Genomic DNA, 17,113 nt, shown 5'->3' with positions numbered 1-17,113 from the left:
TCAACACGGCCCCACCACACAGGAGAAACAGACATGACCGAGAAGTGGCTCATCGCCCCCGGCGAGGAACGCGTCGTCGACATCGAGAACGTCAGCCGGCTGAAGATCGGCCTGGTCGGCGGCCAGGTCGACGTCATCGCGCACGACGAACCCGGCATCCGCATCGAGGTGCACGGAGTGACCATCAAGGACCTCCGCATCGAGTCCCACGACGGCGAGGTCGAGATCGACCACCCGCAGCTCGGCTGGGACAACTTCCTCGAGGTCTTCCGCAACTTCGGCTCCGGCGGCCCCAAAGCCGAGGTGAGCGTCGCGGTCCCCCGCTCGATCGCCCTCAACCTCGGCGTCGTGAGCGCCGGGGCGCTGGTCTCGGGCATCCGCAACGACGCCCGCCTCAACACCGTCTCCGGCGATCTCATCGTCGACACCCTGATCGGCGACCTCACCGTGAACTCGGTGTCGGGCGACGTGCAGGTGCGCGGTCTCACCGGCTCGATCAGCGCGAACAGCGTCTCGGGCGACGTGGCCGTGACCGGCACGGTGCGCAAGGCGACCGTCGACATCGTGTCGGGCTCGACGCTCGTCGACGCGGCGGGCGACGTAAACACGATCAACGTCAACTCGGTCTCCGGCGGCACCACGGTGCGCCTCGACGAGTCCCTCGCCGCGAACTACGTCGTGCGCTCGCTGAGCGGACGACTGCTGATCGACGGCATCGAGCGGTCGTCGTCCGGCCCGAGCAACTACACCGGTTCGACCGGAGAGCTCGCGGGCCGCTTCGTCGATCTGCGCGCGAACTCCGTCTCGGGCGGCGTGACCGTCCTGCGCCGCACGCCCGCCTCGATCGAGAACGACGCCGAATGGGAGGACGCATGAGTCCCGCAGTCTTCTCCCACGGCGACCTGCGCCTGTACCTGCTGTCGCTGCTCGCCGAGGTGCCGCAGCACGGCTACGGCATCATCCAGGCGCTGACCGACCGCACCGGGGGAACGTACACGCCCAGCGCCGGCACGATCTACCCGCGTCTCGCGAAGCTCGAGGAGGAGGGCCTGGTCTCCAAGACCGTCGACGGTCGCACCACGATCTACGCGATCACCGAGGCCGGACGCGCCGAGCTCGCCTCGCGCGAGGGCGACCTCGCCGGCATCGAGGCGGGGCTCACCGACTCCGTGCGCCTGATCGCCAACGAGGTGCGCCAGAGCGTCAAGGAGGCCATGAAGAGCCTCCGCGCCGACCTCGCCACCGCCGAGAAGGACGACCGTGCGGCGTCCAAGTCCCGCCCGCGCACGTCCGGCGACGACGAGCGCATCGTGAGCCGCGAGGAGATGCACCGCGCGGATGCCGTCATCAACGCGTTCCGCGCCCGCGTGCGCACCGATCTGCGCACGCACGTCGCGCAGGGCGGCCGCCTCCCGGCATCCGTCGTGAGCGAACTCGAAGACGGGTTGGATGCCGCGGCCAGGGGCATCACCTCGGCCCTGGCCTCGCTCGGGCGCTGACCCACTCCCCGCGACGCGTCGATCCCCGTGGAGATGCTCCGCGGGGATCGGCGCGTGACCTACTCGGTCCAGATCTCGGGCTGCGTGTCGGGCACCGGCTCCTCCAGGGGCACGACGAGCACGGACCGGTGCTGCCGGTGCGCGAGGCGCGCCGCGACGGAGCCGGTGAAGAACTCGCGGATCGACTCGCCGATCCCGCGCTTGCGCGTGCCGACGACGATGAGCTGCGCGTCGAGCTTGTTCGCGAGCTGCTTGATCGCCAGAGCCGGATCACCCACGAGCTGCCGCGCCGTCCAGGTGAGGCCCGTGCCGTCGAGAGCCGCCGCGGCTTCCGACTGCACGACCTCGAACTCCGCGGTCCCCGCGTCGAAGTTGATGTCGATGGGCGCGGAGTGCACGTATCCGTCCGGATCCTCGTAGGTCACGAACCGCGTGACGTCGACGTGCACGACGACGAGCGGCACCCGCAGGAGACGCGCGAACCGCGCCGCCTCGTGGATGACGTGCGCGCTCTGCCCCGGCTGGAGGCCGACGATCACGGCTTTCTGCAGCGTGGCGTTCTGCGCGGCCTCGTCTGCGGGAGTGGAGGCGTTGTCGGTCATGATGATCGCTCCCTTCACAGTGCTGCTGTCAGGCAGGACGGCGTAGCCGCGTGCTATTCTGAATGCTACTCTTACCGGCTTCGCGCCGGTGTCGTGAATGCATCGGGCCCCAGCTAGCCCGCAGCTCAACTCGTGAGGGGGTCTCTGGCATGGGCCGTGGCCGTCAGAAGGCGAAGCACACCAAAATCGCCCGCGAACTGAAGTCATTCAGTCCGTCCGTCAACTACTCGGCGCTCGAGCGCGAACTCGGTCACCCGAGCGACTCGGAGAACGAGTACGTCGACAAGTGGGCGGACGAGTACGCCGACGAAGACGAGGACGAACTAGAGAAGGCCTGACCGCCCCTCGTTCGTCGTCTCCCCCGTGCACCGCACGGGGGTTTCGTCATGCCCGGACGGGGTCCCGTGGCGGGACTCGCGTGCGCAGGAGAGCGGCGACACCTGAGAGGATCGACGCATGCCCCACGTCCTCGCGCTCTACCGCCACCCCGTCAAGGGCTTCACGCCCGAGCGCGTCGACTCGCTGACCGTCCAGCCCGACGGCCGCGTCGCGGGTGATCGCGTCCTCGCGTTCCGATTCGCCGACGCGGTCGCGCCGGAGGACCGCGACGGCCTCGACCACTGGCCGAAGGCGAAGGGCCTCGCACTGCAGGACTTCCCCGCCCTCGCCACCCTGCGACTGCGGTTCGACGACGTCGCCCGGCGCGTCCGGATCGAGCACGACGGCGCCCTTCTCGTCGAGGCCTCTCTCGACGAGAAGGGCCGTCGCGACCTCGTCGAGGTCGTCACCGGTTACGTGCTGGCGAGCGCCGAGGGCCGACGTCTCGGACGCCCCGGCAGACTGCCCCTCGTGCTGGTGGGCGACGGCGTCACCTCACGGTTCCAGGATCGTCCCCGCGGCTACGTCTCGGTGCACAGCCGCGGCAGCGTGGACGCGCTGGGCGCAGCGCTCGCCGTCGACATCGACGATCGGCGCTTCCGCTCGAACATCGTCGTCGACGGCGTGGGGCCCTGGACGGAGCTCGGCTGGACGGGGGAGGTCCGCATCGGCGACCTCGTGTTCGACGCTGCCGGCCCCATCGTCCGATGCCTCGCGACGCACGCGAACCCCGACACGGGCGTGCGCGATGCGAAGGTGCTCACGACGCTCACCGGGTCGTTCGGTCAGGACGAACCGACCCTCGGACGCCTCCTGCTTCCCGGCACCCCACCCGCGGGCGAGGAGATGTGGCAGGGCGGCGTGGTCCGCGTCGGCGACGAGGTGCGCGCGGGCTGAGCTCGCGGTCACCAGCGGCCGTACCGGCGCTCCCAGTCCTCTTCGATCGTGCGACGGCGCCCGGCGACCCACCCGGCGGGGATCGCGGCGACGAGGATGCCGACGAGCAGCCACAACGGCACCTGCCATCCGCCGGTCGTCTCGTGCAACAGGCCGATCAGCAGAGGGAAGGCCGCCGCCACCGCGTAGCCGATGCTCTGCGCGAAGCCGCTGAGGGCCACCGCGCTCTCGGGCGTCCGGGCGCGGATGCTGAGCAGCACGAGGCTGAGCGGGAACAGGATCGGCCCGATCCCGAACAGCACCACCCACAGCGGCAGCGCCACGGTCGGCGCGAACAGGAGCCCCGCGAGCCCTGCGAGCCCGGAGACGATCCCGACGAAGAAGACCGGTCGTGTCGCGTGGAACCGCACGATGAGCAACGGCACGATCAGCGAGCACGGCAGGCCCATGAGGCCGAACAGCGACAGCAGCAGTCCGGCGTCGGCCGGACTGACGCCACCCACCTCGATGAGGATCGCGGGCAGCCAGGCGAATGACACGTATGCGAGCGTCGACGAGGTGCCGAACACCAGAGCGACCGACCACGCCATGGGCAGCCGCCACAGCCGTCCGAAGACCCGCGGGTTCGCCGGCCGGGTCACGATCGGTCCCGTCGACACGGTGGCGGGGTCCGGATTCTCGAGCGCCTCGATCGACGGCTTCACGATCGGCGGAGCGAGCACCGGCCCCGTGGTGCGGTCGGTCACGAGCATGACGATCCACGGCACGAGCGCGATCGCCGCGAACACCCCCCACAGTCCCAGCGAGACGCGCCATCCGGCGGAGTCGGCCACGGGCACGGCGACGAGCGGCGGGACGAACGTCGAAACGGCCATGGTGGTCGAGTAGACGGTCATCATGACGCCGAGCCGGTCGGGGAAGTACTTCTTGACGAGCGGCGGGAGGAGGACGTTGCCCGAGCCGACACCCGCGAACACGACGACCGTCGCGGCGAGCAGCGACGTCGAATCCACCGCGAACCCCCGCAGCAGCAGACCGGCCGCGATGAGGGCGATCGCGGCGACGGCGACGCGCTCGAGCCCGAACCGACGCTCGACGAGCGGTGTCAGCAGTCCGAACACGGCGAAGCACACCGGAGGCGCGGCGCCGATGAGGCCGGCGACGACCGACGACACGGGGAAGTCCTCGGCGACGTGGTCGATCACCGGCGAGAGCGACGCCACCGCGGACCGCAGCGAGAAGGCGACCAGCACGATGCCGATCAGCGCGAGGGCACGCCCCCGCCAGAGCGGCTGCGCACCCCCGGTCACGAGGTCTGCGACCCCTCCACCCACGCGAGGTACTCGTCGGAGACCGTGCCGGTCACGTACCGGCCGTCGAAGCAGCTCATGTCGAGCTCGGAGAGCGCGGAGCCCTCCGTGATCGCCGCCTTCAGGTCGTCGATCTCCTGGTAGACCAGGTGGTCGCAGCCCAGCTCCGCCGCGATCTCGGGGATCGTGCGCCCGTGGGCGACGAGCTCGTGACGCGAGGGCATGTTGATGCCGTAGACGTGCGGATGCCGGACCGGCGGCGCGGCGGACGCGAACGTCACCGAGGTGGCACCGGCGTCACGCGCCATCTGGATGATCTGCTTCGAGGTGGTGCCGCGCACGATCGAGTCGTCGATCAGCAGCACGTTCTTGCCCTGGAACTCGGTCGACATGGCGTTGAGCTTCTGGCGCACGCTCTTCTTGCGCACGGCCTGCCCCGGCATGATGAAGGTGCGGCCGACGTAGCGGTTCTTGTAGAACCCCTCGCGGTACTCGATGCCGAGCTTGCGGGCGACCTCCATCGCGGCGGGGCGCGCGGAGTCGGGGATCGGCATCACGACGTCGATCTTGTCCATCGGCACATGCTTCGCGATCGTGTCGGCGAGGCGCTCGCCCATGCGCAGCCGCGACTCGTACACCGAGATGCCGTTCATGACCGAGTCGGGACGCGCGAGGTAGACGTACTCGAACGCGCAGGGCGCGAGCGTCGGGTCGGTCGCGCACTGCTTCGTGTGCAGCTCGCCGTCGTTCGTGATGAACACGGCCTCGCCGGGCTCGACCTCGCGGACGACCTCGTAGTCGGCGTTCTCGAGCACGAGCGACTCGCTCGCGACGACCCACTCGTCCCTTCCCTCGGCCCCGGGCACGGTCGACGGACGACGTCCGAGGATGAGGGGACGGATGCCGAAGGGGTCGCGGAACGCGAGCAGACCGTAGCCCGCGATCACGGCGATCACGGCGTACGCGCCCTCGATGCGCTCGTGCGTGCGCGCGACGGCCTCGAAGATGCGCTCGGGTTCGAGGTCGACCGTCGAGGTGGTGTTCTGCAGCTCGCCCGCGAGGACGTTCAGGAGCAGCTCGGTGTCGCTCGAGGAGTTCAGGTGGCGGCGGTCGCGCTGGGCCATCTCGGCCGTGAGCTCCCGCGTGTTCGTGAGGTTGCCGTTGTGGATGAGGATGATGCCGTAGGGCGCGTTCACGTAGAACGGCTGCATCTCCTCCTCGCTCGACGCGGTGCCCTTGGTCGCGTAGCGCACGTGGCCGAGGCCGACGTTGCCGAGCAGCCCGCGCATGTCGCGGGTGCGGAACGCCTCGCGCACCATGCCCTGCGCCTTCGCGTTGTGCATGACGCCGTTGACCTCAGCCGTGGCGATGCCCGTCGCGTCCTGACCGCGGTGCTGCAGCAGGAGGAGAGCGTCGTAGATGTCCTGATTGACCGGACCGGTGCCGACCATTCCGACGATGCCGCACATGGGTTGTTACTTCGTCCGCTCTCTGTCGTGGCCGCCGGCGCTGTCCGCGTACGCGCCGACCAGGCGCACCGCTCCGCCATCGACGCCCTTGGCGCCCTGCTCGAACTCGCCCGCCGGGCGCGGGCCGAAGCCCACGGTGCCGACCTGCCACGCGGGCATGCCCTCGGCCTCGAGGGCCGTGATCGCCGCATCCTTCTTGTCGGCCGAGACGATCGCGAGGAACCCGATCCCGAGGTTCCAGGTGCCTTCGGCCGACTCGAGCGTCGATCCGGCGATGTCGCTGAGCACACGGAAGACCGGGCTGGGCGACCAGGTGCTGCGGTCGACCTCGGCCCAGCTGCCCTGCGGCAGCACACGGGCGAGGTTCGCGGCGATGCCGCCGCCCGTGACATGGCTGAGCGAGTGGACGCCGCCGTCGAGCGCCGAGATCAGGCGCAGCAGGGGCAGCGTGTACAGACGGGTGGGTTCGAGCAGCGCCTCACCCCACGTGGTGCCGAAGTCGGCCGCATTGTCGCCGTAGCCGATGCCGGCGTTCGTGACGATGTGGCGCACGAGGGAGTAGCCGTTGGAGTGGAGGCCGCTGGAGGCGACGGCGAGCACGGCGTCACCGTCCTGCACCCGCTCCGCTCCGAGGATCGCATCGGCCTCGACCACGCCGGTCGCCGCACCCGCGACGTCGTAGTCGCGGGGCCCGAGCAGGCCGGGATGCTCGGCGGTCTCGCCGCCGACCAGCGCGGTGCCGGTCGCGGAGCACGCCTCGGCGATGCCGCGCACGATGTCGGCGATGCGCTGCGGCACGACCTTGCCGCACGCGATGTAGTCGGTCATGAAGAGCGGCTTCGCACCCACCACGACGATGTCGTCGACGACCATGCCGACGAGGTCCTGGCCGATCGTGTCGTGCTTGTCGATCGCCTGCGCGATCGCGACCTTGGTGCCGACGCCGTCGGTGCTGGTCGCGAGGAGCGGACGCCGGAAGTCGCGCAGCGCGCTGGCGTCGAACAGGCCGGCGAATCCGCCGACGCCGCCGAGCACCTCGGGGCCGTGGGTCGCGCGCACGGACGACTTCATGAGCTCGACAGCGAGATCACCTGCTGCGGTGTCGACGCCGGCTTCGGAATAGGGGTTGGTGGGGGAGGCAGCCACCCGACCAGCCTACCGCCCGCGACGCCCTCCGATCCCCGCGCGGCATCTCCTACGATGGGGCCATGGCCGACAAGCCGCAGTGGCTGATCCGCGAGGACGCGAGCGTCCCCGTGCTCGTGGCGCTCGCGCTGCGGCAGTCCCTCGGCATCCGCGCACCGCAGGACCTGCCCTCACTGCGCGATCTGCCGGTCAGGGCTCCCGACGCGGCCGAGGCGACGCCGGCCCTCGAGAAGCAGTGGCGCGACTACTGGGACATGACCGTCGAGCCGCGCGCCCACCACTCCGGGGTGCCGCTCGAACTCGTCGACGGCTTCGACACGCTCGTCGCCCTCCCCGCCTCCGGCGCCGAGCAGCTGGCCGACGCGATCACGCCGCACGCCCCGTCGGCGTTGCATTTCGCCCGGGTCGCGCACGACCGCTACGTCTCGTCGATCCGCAGCTCGATGGGCAACCGCGCGGGAACGACCGACGGCGAGGCGTACCGCGCGTACGCGAGCGCGATCGCGGAGTTCGAGCGCGACATCGGACGCCGTGCGCACTCGTTCGAGCTCAACGTGCAGGTGCTGCCGTTCTCGCAACGGGGGATCTGGTGGATCGGGGCGCTCACGGTCGCGGTCACCGACGGGCTGCGGCGCGATGTGGTGTCTTTCGACGCGGCGATCCGGCCGATCATCGCCGAACTGGCCTGAGCCCGGCAGGGCGTGGGCGGTCGGAGCTCAGTCGCTCTCGATGATCGTCTCGTGCTCGACGCGCACGACGCGGTCGTGTCGACGTGCGAGGCGCTCGATGATCAGAGCGACGACACCGCCCAGTGCGAGGCCGATCGGCACGGTCCACAGCAGCAGGAATCCGAACACCTGGCCGGGAGGGTAGACGACGTTGACCGCGTCGGACGGCTCGTAGCTGCCCACCAGCGTGAGGATGCCGGCGACGATGATGCCGAGCACGACGCCGATGCCCATGAACACGCCGTAGCGCGGCACGCGGCGGACGGTCGCCTCGACCGTCTGGGAGGAATCGTGGGAGGACATGACTCCATTGTCCCACCGTTGTCCGTGCGCCGCTGCCGGGTCTGCGGACGACGGAACGACCGCGGACGCAGAGCACCGCCCTCCCCGCGTCCGCTGCGGGGAGGGCGGTGCCGTCCTGCGGGGTCAGACCTCGGTCGTGACCTCGGCCCCCTCGGCCTTCGCCCGGTTGCGGCGCACCAGGAGCACGCCTCCACCGGCGGCGAGTGCGACGACGACGAGGCCGCCCACGATCCAGGGCCACACCGGAGCGCCGTCGACGTCGGCGACAGCGGTTACGGCGGTCGTCGCGGCGTTCGCCTCGGCGGGCGTCTCCTCCTCGTCGGCGGCGACACCGCACTCGGTCGCGACCGGGATACGCGCCGTCACCGGGTCGAGCTGCTCACCCGCGGCATAGGTCCCGAACGCGGCGGCGCCGGCCTCCGTGAGCGTCGAGGGCAGTGCGTCGAGCGACAGCATCCCGTCGACGACGGAGGCGTCCGCGAGCGAGAACTCCGCGAACCGCACGCCCTGCTGGTCGATGCTCTCACCGTCCTGCGTGATGCCGAGCACGTCGAACACGAGGTATCCCGTGTCGCCGGCGAGCTCGAGACGCGCGTTCGCGACCGTCGTGTTCAGTGCTCCGCCGTGGCCGGTGAAGGCGATGCTGCCCCCGAAGGTCACGAGACCGGTCAGCGTCTCGTCGTCGAACGAGCCCGCACCGTTCTCCCAGACGTAGTCCGGGTAGCGGTACTCGACGCCGTCGAGCGTCCATCCGCCCGCGGCGATGCCCTCGATGTACGTGCGGAACGACTCCTTGAAGCCCCACTGCAGGGTGGCGCCCTCGACCGTGCACTGGCCGAGCGCCGCGGTGGTGGCGCGGTCGAGCGTGAACTCCAGACCGCGCGACACCGAACCCTGCAGAGTGACCGTGTGGGCACCGTCCTCGAGCGTCGCGGGAAGCGCGCCGCTCCAGGTCGCGACGCCGTCCGCATCCGCGGTCACGGTGCCGAGCAGCACGGGGGTCGAGTACACGACGACCTTGATGTCCGCCTCGTTCGCCTGGAAGCCGGATGCCGAGAAGCTGGCCGACTGCCCGGACTGCAGCGCGGCGAGGTTCGTCTCGTCGATCTGGATCCCGGTCGTCGCCGGCGGGGCCGCCGGGAGGGTCGTCTTGGCCTTCACGGCGGCGGCCGCGACGGTTCCCGTCGTGCCCGCCGGCGCGGCCGAGACCGAGCCGATCGTGAACGTGACGGGGTCGAGCGTCGTCGAGAAGCCGGCGAGCACGCGGTCGCGACCGGCGGCCGTGAGCGATGCCGGAGCACCGGAGTACGTGACAGCTCCGTTGGCGGTCGTGACGACGGCGCGCGACAGGTCGAGCGTCGCGAACGCCACCGAGGCGCCGCCGTGCGTGACGAACAGCGTCGCCGCACCCGCCGAGGTCACCGTGACCTGAGGGTTCGAGACCGTGACGTCGAGCACGCCGCCGTGGCCGGTGAAGCGCACCGAGCCGCGGTAGATCACGCTGCCGAGACCCGAGGCCGTGCTGTAGTCGCCTCCGGCCATCTGACCGAACTGGAACCGTCCGTCGGCGCGCGTCGCTCCGCCCGAGACGTCGATCGCGCCCTTGGCGATCGGACCCGTGACGTAGTTCGTGAACGACGTGGAGATCCCCCAGCGCAGCGAGCCACCGGGCACCACGACTCCCGGAGTCGTGGGCGGCGTGGTCGGCGGCACCGTCGTCGGTCCGAAGATCCGGTTCCACTGCTCGGCCGTGACGGCCACCGTGCTGCGGGCGTAGATCGTGCCGGCGCTCGGCATCGTGTGCTGCTTCCACACGATGACCTCGTAGGTCTTCGTGCGGTCGAGGGCGGATGCCGCAGCCGTGAAGTCGACGCGGAAGGCGCCGTCGGACACCGTGCGCACGAACTCCATGTCGAGGAAGCCGCCGTCGCCGGTGACCTCGGACTCGGTGCCCTTCTCGATCAGCGCCGCGTACGCGCCCGTGATGTCGCCGAGGTTCGACGCCGAGGCGGTCAGCCCCAGGCCGTCCTTCGCGGTGGCCGTCGTGACCGTCGCGGTGACCGAGGGGGCGGGCGCGGGGAACAGCGCATCCCAGTGCGCGGACGAGATCGCGACCGTGCTGCGTCCGTAGATCGTGGCCGCGGTCGGGAGCGTGTGCTGCTGCCACACGATGACCTCGTACGACTTCGTGCGGTCGAGCAGCGTCGCCGCAGCCGTGAGGTCCACGCTGAGTGCGCCCCCGGTGATCGGACGGACGTACTGCATGGCCGCGAAACCGCCGCCCGACGTGACGTCCGCCTCGGTGCCGGCCTCGATGAGGGCGACGTAGGCTCCCGCGATGTCGCCGAGCTTCGACGCGGATGCCGTGACGGTGAGGCCGTCCTGCGCGGTCGCCGACGCGACGCTCGCGGTCACGACCGGGGCGTTGCCGTAGTTCAGCGGGACGCTGCGCTCCTGCGCCGCATTGACCACGCCGCCCGCGCCGTACGTGTACACGCCGTAGGTACCGGGCGTTGCCGTGGCGTCCTTCAGGGTCAGGCGCGCCGTGAACGTGCCGTCGGCGGCGATGTCGACCCACTGCGAGCGGATGATCGACTGGTACTGCGTCGGCACCTGGTTCAGGACGGACTCGGCGAGAGCCCACTGCTGCGCGCCGACGGAGCGCGTCGAGCCGGCCGCGCCCGTCGAGGGCTGCCAGGTCGCCGCGAAGTTGCCGAACACCACGTACGTGCCCTGGGGCAGCGTGTTCGGGATCGGCACACCGCGACCGCCGACGTTCGCGGTCGGGTCGTAGCCCGAGCCCTTCACGACGACCGTGTCGCCCGCCTTGAGAGCGGTCGTTCCGGCGGGCGTCGTCCCGTCGGACAGGAACACCTCGATCGCAGGTTCGGCCGGTGCGGGCTGGATCGCGTCCCACAGGGTGTCGCTGATCGCGATCGGGGTGCGCGCGAGGATCGTCTGCGCGGTCGGGAGCGTGTGCTGCGTCCAGACGAGCACCTCGTAGCCCTTGGTGCGGTCGAGCGACGCCGCCGGCGCCGTGAGGTCGACCGTGAACGCGCCGCCCGTGATCGAGCGGACGTACTGCATGGCCGCGTAGCCGCCGCTCGCGGTGACGTTCGCCTCGGTACCCGTCTCGATGACCGCGGCGTACACGCCGGGTGCACTGCCGAAGGCGGAACCCGTGACCTTCGTGGTGATTCCGGGTGCGCCCGCGGCGAGGGCCGCCGTGGCCGTGATCTTCGGCGTCGCCGCGTAGTTCAGGGCGACGCTCTGCTCCTGTGCGGCGTTGGCGACACCGCCCGCGCCGTACGTGTACACGCCGTAGGAACCGGGCGTGGCGGCCGTGTCCTTGAGGGCCAGGGTCGCCGTGAACGTGCCGTCGGCCGCGATGTCGACCCACTGCGAGCGGATGATCGACTGGTACTGCGTCGGCACCTGGTTCAGGACGGACTCGGCGAGAGCCCACTGCTGCGCGCCGACGGAGCGCGTCGAGCCGGCCGCGCCCGTCGAGGGCTGCCAGGTCGCCGCGAAGTTGCCGAACACCACGTACGTGCCCTGCGGCAGCGTGTTCGGGATCGGCACACCGCGACCGCCGACGTTCGCGGTCGGGTCGTAGCCCGAGCCCTTCACGACGACCGTGTCGCCCGCCTTGAGAGCGGTCGTTCCGGCGGGCGTCGTGCCGTCGGACAGGAACACCTGGATCGACGGCGTCGTCGGCTCCGGCGTCGTGCCGGGATCGGTGCCGGGGTCGGTGCCCGGGTCTGTTCCGGGGTCGGTGCCCGGGTCCGTTCCGGGGTCGGCGCCCGGGTCCGTGCCGGGGTCGGTGCCCGGGTCGGTGCCGGGGTCGGGCGGGAACACGGCATCCCACTGCTGCGCGGAGACGACGACATCGCCGCGACCGTAGAAGTTGTCGACCGTGGGCGCCGAGTGCTGCTGCCACATGTAGACCTCGTAGGTCGTCGTTCGATCGAGGGACGCCGCGGGGGCCGTCATCGTGAACGACGCAGCCCCACCCGAGACCGGCGTGAAGGCGTTGAAGGCGAGGTAGCCGCTGCCCTGGCCGGAGAGGCCGCCCTCGGTGCCCTTGACGATGAGGGCGGCGTAGGCGAATGCGACGTCGGGCAGGCCCGCGGCATCGACCTGGATCGTGAGGCCCGAGGCATCGGCGGCGGTGGCAGTCGCGGTGACCGTCCCGCCGGCCGCGTGCGCCGGCGGCACGATCACGGCACCGGCCGCGATCAGGAGGAAGGAGAGGAGGGCGGCGATCGCGACGCGCAGGCGTCTGCTCCCCCAGGATGCTATGGCTGTGTGATTCACGGTTCTCCAGGCTCCGGGCGCGCGAATCGGGCACGCGCCAGCGGTGCCGCAATGCAGTCGGGCGAAGGGTGATTGTTGGTTAGGCTTAGCTAAGCTGGCTCCATTCCCGAGAATAGAGGCGCGGCGAAGAGCGCGTCAAGTTTTAGGCTAGCCTTGCCTAATGCGTCGCGTTTCCGCCCTTCTGCTCGCCGCTGCCCTCGTCGTCGGCCTCTCGGCATGCGCCGACCCGGGAGCCGGCGCCGCTCCCCAGGACTCGACGACTCCGGACACCTGCCCCCAGGCATCCGCTCCTCTCGCATCCCTCGATCTCGTCGACGACGTGCGGACCGCGACCGGCGGATCCACGGCCTGCCTGTCGAGCCACACGATCGAGCCCGTGAGCGACGACACCGCCCCCGAGCTCCCCGTCACGGTGACCGACAGCGAGGGCCGTGAGATCGAGGTCGCCGACGTCGACCGCATCCTCCCCATCGACATCTCCGGCACGATCGCCTCGACCGTCTTCGCGCTGGGACTCGGCGACCAGGTCGTCGGACGGGACTCCTCCACGCAGTTCGCCGGCACCGAGGACCTCCCGGTCGTCACCAAGACCGGCCACACGCTCAACGCCGAGGCGATCCTCGAGCTCGCACCCACCGTGATCCTCACCGACACCACGATCGGCCCCAAGGAGGTGCGACAGCAGCTGCGCGATGCCGGCATCACCGTCGTCGTGATCTCGAGCGATCGTCGTCTCGACACGACCGACGAGCTCGTGACCGAGATCGCGACCGCTCTCGGCGTGCCCACCCGCGGAGCCGCGCTCATCGAACGCCTGGACGCCGACCTCGAGGCCTCCCTCGCCGAGATCGCCGAGGTCGTGCCCGCCGACGCCGACGACCGGGCCCGGATGCTGTTCCTCTACGTCCGCGGCAACGCGAACATCTACTACATCTTCGGCGAGGACTCCGGAGCGGACTCCCTGATCCACGCGGTCGGCGGCGTCGACGTCGCGGGCGAGATCGGCTGGGTGGGGATGAAGCCGATGACCGCCGAGGCGCTCGTCGCCGCGCAGCCCGACGTGCTCGTCATGATGACCGACGGCCTCGAATCGGTCGGGGGCATCGACGGGCTGATCGAGCGGATCCCTGCGCTCGCGGAGACGCCCGCCGGTGCGAACCATCGGGTGATCGACATGGCGGACAGCGAGATCCTCAGCTTCGGTCCGCGCTCGGCCGAGGTCATCGATGCGATCGCCCGGGCACTGTACGCCCCCACTCCTGCAGCAGCCGAGCCCGCGAAGTGAGCGGCGAGGTCGTCACCCGCACGCCCGCGACGCACCGCGCGCTGCGCTTCACCCTCGTCGTCGTCGGCCTCGTGATCGCCCTCGTCGCCACGACGGTCCTGTCGATCTCGAGCGGCCAGTACTCCCTGTCGCCCACAGACCTGATCGGCGTGCTGCTCAAGGGCGTCGGCATCGACACGGCCTGGGCGCCCAGCGGCACGAGCGAGTACGGCGTGATCTACAACCTGCGCCTCCCGCGCCTCGTCCTCGGACTGCTCGTGGGCGCCTCCCTCGCGGTATCCGGGGTGCTGATGCAGGCGATCTTCGGCAACCCCCTGGCGGATGCCGGCGTGGTGGGCGTCTCGTCCGGCGCGGCGCTCGGGGCGGCCGCGAGCATCACCCTGGGCCTCGCGTCGTTCGGCATGTGGACGACTCCTGCGTTCGCGTTCCTCGGCGGTCTCGCGGCCGTGCTCGCCGTGTACTTCATCAGCCGGTCGGGCGGACGCACCGAGGTCGTGACGCTGCTGCTCACCGGCATCGCCATCAACGCCATCGCCGGCGCGGGCATGGCGTTCCTGACATTCCTCGGCACGACGTCGACGCGCGAGCAGATCGTGTTCTGGCAGCTCGGGTCGCTCAACGGCGCCCTGTGGTCGAACGCCGCGCTCGTGGCGCCGCTGGTCGCGATCGGCATCGTCGTGGCGCTGATCGTCTCGCCGCAGCTCGACCTCTTCGCCCTCGGCGAGCGCACAGCGCGTCACCTGGGCGTCCGCGTCGAGGCGCTGCGCATGGTCGTGATCGTCACGGTCGCGATCCTCGTCTGCGCGGCGGTCGCCTTCGCGGGCATCATCGGCTTCGCCGGTCTGGTCGTGCCGCATCTGATGCGCATGCTGATCGGACCGGCGCACCTTCCCCTCGTCATCTCCTCCGCCCTCGGCGGCGCGCTGCTCATCGCCGTCGCCGACCTCGTCGCCCGCACCGCCGTGCCGCTCGCCGACCTGCCGATCGGCATGATCACCTCGCTCGTCGGCGGGCCGTTCTTCCTGTGGCTGCTCGTGCGCACGCGCAGACGCTCGGGAGGCTGGGCATGACCGCGGCACACCCCTCGGTGCGCCTCGCCGCGACCGGCGTCACCGTGCGGCTGGGCGGCGACCGCGCGATCCTCGACGACGCGTCGATCGAGATCAGGGCAGGCGAGATCCACGCGCTGGTCGGTCCGAACGGTGCCGGCAAGTCGACGCTGTTCGGAGTGCTCGCGGGCGACATCGCCGCTGCCGCGGGGGAGGTCGCGCTCGACGGGGCACCGCTCGACGGCATCCGTGCGGCCGACCTCGCCCGCGCCCGCGCCGTGCTGCTCCAGGAGAACGCCGTGTCGTTCCCGTTCAGCGCCGAGCAGGTCGTGCGCATGGGGCGCGCGCCCTGGTCCCGCACGGAGGCGTCGGCCGACGACGACGAGATCGTGGCCTCGGCGATGGCGGCGACAGAGGTCCTCCCCCTCCGTGCACGCCCGGTGACGTCGCTCTCCGGCGGCGAGCGCGCCCGTGTCGCGCTCGCCCGTGTGATCGCGCAGAGCACCGGCATCCTGCTGCTCGACGAACCCACCGCGGCGCTCGACCTCAAGCACCACGAGGACGTCATGCGTCTGATCCGCGCGCAGGCGGATGCCGGGATCGCCGTCGCGATCGTGCTGCACGACCTCAACGCGGCCCTCGCACACGCCGACCGGGTGACCCTGCTCGCGGAGGGGCGCGTCGCCGCGACCGGGACGCCGGCTGACGTTCTGACCGCCGCGCGGATCGAAGACGTCTACGGACAGGCCGTCGGCGTCTTCCCGCACCCCGTCACGGGCGTGCCGCTGGTCGTCGCGCGGCGCTGAGCTGCCCTCCGAGAACTCAGGGGCGCAGCGGCAGCACGCCGATGAGGTCGGCACGGGTGCCGGAGGCGTGGATGCGGCCGGCGCTCGCGGCATCCGTCCACTGCTGCTCGCCGGTCGCGACGGCGATCCACGTCGCGGCATCCATCTCGACGACGTTCGGCGGCGTGCCGCGCGTGTGCCGCGGACCCTGGATCACCTGCACCGCGCCGAACGGCGGGACCCGCACCTCGACGCTGTTGCCCGGTGCCTTCTCGTCGAGGAGCTGCAGCAGATACCGCACGGCGGTCGCCAGATCGGTGCGCGCCGGCTTCTCCCCCGCGGCCTCGGCGGCGCGCACGGCGTCGAGCGCGGCGCGTCCGTCGATGATGTCGATCCTGCGGGAGGGCATGCGATCCAGGGTACGCCGCGGCGCCGCATCCTTCTCGTCGCAGAATCGCGCTCGCGTCGCACGAACTGCGTGTATTCGTGCGACGCGGATGCGTTCCTCCGACCGAACCGCCGGCCCCGACCGCCCACAGCGGGCATAGGCTCGACTCGATGAGCCAGGATCCCGAGACTCTGCACGGCGCACGAGCCGAACTGCTCGCGGCTGCGCGCAGTTCGGATGCCTGGGCGCCGGCGCTCCCGCCGAACGACGGCCTCGCGCATCCGGCATCCGTGCTCGTGCTGTTCGGACGGCTCGACAGCGTCCCGGCGCAGACCGACGACCTGACCGTCGCGGCCGACCTCGACGTGCTGCTGCAGCGCCGGGCCGCGACGCTCTCGTCCCATCCGGGGCAGGTGTCGTTCCCCGGCGGTCGGCGCGAGGAGCAGGATGCCGACGCCGTGGCGACCGCACTCCGCGAGGCGGAGGAGGAGACCGGCCTGGACCCGGCAGGCGTCGAGGTTCTCGCGACGCTCGGCGAGTTGCCCCTCGCCGCGAGCAACCACGTCGTGACACCCGTGCTGGCATGGTGGCGCTCCCCGTCACGCGTCGCCGCCGTCGACCACGCCGAGACGGTCGAGGTGTTCCGCGTGCCCGTCGCACAGCTGCTGGATCCGAGCATCCGATTCACCTCGACGATCCACCGGATGGGCCGCACCTGGCGCGGACCGGCGTTCGACGTCGACGGCACGATCGTGTGGGGTTTCACCGCCATGGTGCTCGACGCCCTGTTCGACGCGACGGGTTGGACCCAGGAGTGGGACCGCGGCGTCGAGCGCCCCGTCGAGGTCTGACCCGCCGCTGTCCGTGCCTTCCGGTCGCAGTTCGCGCCGCCCGAGCGCCATCGCACCGGCACGAAGTGCGACCGGAGCCCCCGCGAGCGCCGCCGCACCGCGCCGA

Annotated in this window: 16 protein-coding genes; 9 read left to right on the top strand and 7 right to left on the bottom strand. The window is 71.1% G+C overall.

Going from position 1 to position 17,113, the window contains the following annotated elements:
- Window positions 1–33: 33 nt before the first annotated feature.
- Together ACIPY8_RS02710 and ACIPY8_RS02705 are read left to right on the top strand one after the other, a co-directional pair.
- Window positions 34–876 carry a DUF4097 family beta strand repeat-containing protein gene (locus tag ACIPY8_RS02710; protein ID WP_400814679.1) on the top strand — a complete coding sequence of 281 codons (843 nt, stop codon included), beginning with the start codon at window positions 34–36 and terminating at the stop codon, window positions 874–876.
- Window positions 873–1,499 (top strand): PadR family transcriptional regulator, encoded by a 627-nt coding sequence (locus tag ACIPY8_RS02705; RefSeq protein WP_400814678.1) that lies wholly within the window; start codon window positions 873–875, stop codon window positions 1,497–1,499. The genes ACIPY8_RS02710 and ACIPY8_RS02705 overlap by 4 nt, the downstream gene beginning before the upstream one ends.
- A 59-nt stretch (window positions 1,500–1,558) precedes the next feature.
- Here ACIPY8_RS02705 and ACIPY8_RS02700 read toward each other — a convergent pair whose 3' ends face one another.
- On the bottom strand, window positions 1,559–2,101 hold the full coding sequence (locus ACIPY8_RS02700; protein ID WP_400814676.1) for a universal stress protein: 543 nt from the start codon (window positions 2,099–2,101) through the stop codon (window positions 1,559–1,561).
- A 149-nt stretch (window positions 2,102–2,250) separates the two neighbouring features.
- On the opposite strand from ACIPY8_RS02700, the gene ACIPY8_RS02695 reads away from it, so the two are divergent.
- Both ACIPY8_RS02695 and ACIPY8_RS02690 read left to right on the top strand, forming a co-directional pair.
- On the top strand, window positions 2,251–2,439 hold the full coding sequence (locus ACIPY8_RS02695) for a DUF3073 domain-containing protein (RefSeq protein ID WP_050723254.1): 189 nt from the start codon (window positions 2,251–2,253) through the stop codon (window positions 2,437–2,439).
- Between the two features lie 118 nt (window positions 2,440–2,557).
- On the top strand, window positions 2,558–3,376 hold the full coding sequence (locus ACIPY8_RS02690; protein WP_400814673.1) for an MOSC domain-containing protein: 819 nt from the start codon (window positions 2,558–2,560) through the stop codon (window positions 3,374–3,376).
- 8 nt (window positions 3,377–3,384) lie between these two features.
- Here the strand turns inward: ACIPY8_RS02690 and ACIPY8_RS02685 are convergent, their stop codons facing one another.
- Genes ACIPY8_RS02685 through purM form a run of 3 tightly spaced genes read right to left on the bottom strand, consistent with a single transcriptional unit; the run spans window position 3,385 to window position 7,301 of the window.
- Window positions 3,385–4,686: an MFS transporter gene (locus ACIPY8_RS02685; protein WP_400814671.1), complete on the bottom strand. Its 1,302-nt coding sequence runs from the start codon at window positions 4,684–4,686 to the stop codon at window positions 3,385–3,387.
- Window positions 4,683–6,155, bottom strand: coding sequence for an amidophosphoribosyltransferase (gene purF, locus ACIPY8_RS02680; RefSeq protein WP_400814669.1), 1,473 nt, complete (start codon window positions 6,153–6,155; stop codon window positions 4,683–4,685). Before purF ends, ACIPY8_RS02685 begins: the two co-directional genes overlap by 4 nt.
- A 6-nt stretch (window positions 6,156–6,161) precedes the next feature.
- The gene (purM, locus tag ACIPY8_RS02675; protein ID WP_400814666.1) at window positions 6,162–7,301 is read right to left on the bottom strand and encodes a phosphoribosylformylglycinamidine cyclo-ligase; all 1,140 of its coding nucleotides are present in this window, start codon (window positions 7,299–7,301) and stop codon (window positions 6,162–6,164) included.
- A gap of 62 nt (window positions 7,302–7,363) precedes the next feature.
- Here purM and ACIPY8_RS02670 point away from each other — a divergent pair, with 62 nt between their 5' ends.
- Window positions 7,364–7,990: a zinc-binding alcohol dehydrogenase gene (locus ACIPY8_RS02670; RefSeq protein WP_400814664.1), complete on the top strand. Its 627-nt coding sequence runs from the start codon at window positions 7,364–7,366 to the stop codon at window positions 7,988–7,990.
- Between the two features lie 27 nt (window positions 7,991–8,017).
- Here ACIPY8_RS02670 and ACIPY8_RS02665 read toward each other — a convergent pair whose 3' ends face one another.
- Window positions 8,018–8,332, bottom strand: a complete 315-nt coding sequence (locus tag ACIPY8_RS02665; RefSeq protein ID WP_400814662.1) for a potassium transporter Trk — start codon at window positions 8,330–8,332, stop codon at window positions 8,018–8,020.
- Window positions 8,333–8,455: 123 nt separating this feature from the next.
- Window positions 8,456–12,649 (bottom strand): HtaA domain-containing protein, encoded by a 4,194-nt coding sequence (locus tag ACIPY8_RS02660; protein WP_400814660.1) that lies wholly within the window; start codon window positions 12,647–12,649, stop codon window positions 8,456–8,458.
- Window positions 12,650–12,809: 160 nt separating this feature from the next.
- Here ACIPY8_RS02660 and ACIPY8_RS02655 point away from each other — a divergent pair, with 160 nt between their 5' ends.
- From ACIPY8_RS02655 to ACIPY8_RS02645, 3 genes are read left to right on the top strand one after another with little or no spacing between them, the layout of a single operon-like run.
- Window positions 12,810–13,934, top strand: a complete 1,125-nt coding sequence (locus ACIPY8_RS02655) for a hemin ABC transporter substrate-binding protein (protein ID WP_400814658.1) — start codon at window positions 12,810–12,812, stop codon at window positions 13,932–13,934.
- Window positions 13,931–15,004 (top strand): FecCD family ABC transporter permease, encoded by a 1,074-nt coding sequence (locus tag ACIPY8_RS02650; RefSeq protein WP_400814656.1) that lies wholly within the window; start codon window positions 13,931–13,933, stop codon window positions 15,002–15,004. The genes ACIPY8_RS02655 and ACIPY8_RS02650 overlap by 4 nt, the downstream gene beginning before the upstream one ends.
- On the top strand, window positions 15,001–15,789 hold the full coding sequence (locus ACIPY8_RS02645) for a heme ABC transporter ATP-binding protein (RefSeq protein ID WP_400814654.1): 789 nt from the start codon (window positions 15,001–15,003) through the stop codon (window positions 15,787–15,789). The genes ACIPY8_RS02650 and ACIPY8_RS02645 overlap by 4 nt, the downstream gene beginning before the upstream one ends.
- A gap of 16 nt (window positions 15,790–15,805) precedes the next feature.
- Here ACIPY8_RS02645 and ACIPY8_RS02640 read toward each other — a convergent pair whose 3' ends face one another.
- Complete coding sequence (locus tag ACIPY8_RS02640; RefSeq protein WP_400814651.1) at window positions 15,806–16,177, bottom strand: sterol carrier family protein; 372 nt, start codon at window positions 16,175–16,177, stop codon at window positions 15,806–15,808.
- Between the two features lie 149 nt (window positions 16,178–16,326).
- On the opposite strand from ACIPY8_RS02640, the gene ACIPY8_RS02635 reads away from it, so the two are divergent.
- Window positions 16,327–17,007 (top strand): NUDIX hydrolase, encoded by a 681-nt coding sequence (locus ACIPY8_RS02635; RefSeq protein ID WP_400814649.1) that lies wholly within the window; start codon window positions 16,327–16,329, stop codon window positions 17,005–17,007.
- Window positions 17,008–17,113: the final 106 nt, after the last annotated feature.

The sequence above is a fragment of the Microbacterium sp. NPDC089696 genome, from assembly GCF_044749125.1.
In the GTDB taxonomy this organism is placed as follows: Bacteria; Actinomycetota; Actinomycetes; order Actinomycetales; family Microbacteriaceae; genus Microbacterium.
Note: the sequence above shows the minus strand (reverse complement) of the source record. Positions and strands in the feature narration are given on the sequence as shown.

Excerpts from the sequence above, each read along its gene's own strand:
- ACIPY8_RS02695 (WP_050723254.1), top strand. The coding sequence starts at position 2,251 with ATGGGCCGTGGCCGTCAGAAGGCGAAGCACACCAAAATCGCCCGCGAA.
- ACIPY8_RS02640 (WP_400814651.1), bottom strand. The coding sequence starts at position 16,177 with ATGCCCTCCCGCAGGATCGACATCATCGACGGACGCGCCGCGCTCGAC.
- purF (WP_400814669.1), bottom strand. The coding sequence starts at position 6,155 with ATGTGCGGCATCGTCGGAATGGTCGGCACCGGTCCGGTCAATCAGGAC.
- ACIPY8_RS02670 (WP_400814664.1), top strand. The coding sequence starts at position 7,364 with ATGGCCGACAAGCCGCAGTGGCTGATCCGCGAGGACGCGAGCGTCCCC.
- ACIPY8_RS02705 (WP_400814678.1), top strand. The coding sequence starts at position 873 with ATGAGTCCCGCAGTCTTCTCCCACGGCGACCTGCGCCTGTACCTGCTG.
- ACIPY8_RS02655 (WP_400814658.1), top strand. The coding sequence starts at position 12,810 with ATGCGTCGCGTTTCCGCCCTTCTGCTCGCCGCTGCCCTCGTCGTCGGC.
- ACIPY8_RS02645 (WP_400814654.1), top strand. The coding sequence starts at position 15,001 with ATGACCGCGGCACACCCCTCGGTGCGCCTCGCCGCGACCGGCGTCACC.
- ACIPY8_RS02665 (WP_400814662.1), bottom strand. The coding sequence starts at position 8,332 with ATGTCCTCCCACGATTCCTCCCAGACGGTCGAGGCGACCGTCCGCCGC.
- ACIPY8_RS02690 (WP_400814673.1), top strand. The coding sequence starts at position 2,558 with ATGCCCCACGTCCTCGCGCTCTACCGCCACCCCGTCAAGGGCTTCACG.
- ACIPY8_RS02700 (WP_400814676.1), bottom strand. The coding sequence starts at position 2,101 with ATGACCGACAACGCCTCCACTCCCGCAGACGAGGCCGCGCAGAACGCC.
- ACIPY8_RS02635 (WP_400814649.1), top strand. The coding sequence starts at position 16,327 with ATGAGCCAGGATCCCGAGACTCTGCACGGCGCACGAGCCGAACTGCTC.
- ACIPY8_RS02710 (WP_400814679.1), top strand. The coding sequence starts at position 34 with ATGACCGAGAAGTGGCTCATCGCCCCCGGCGAGGAACGCGTCGTCGAC.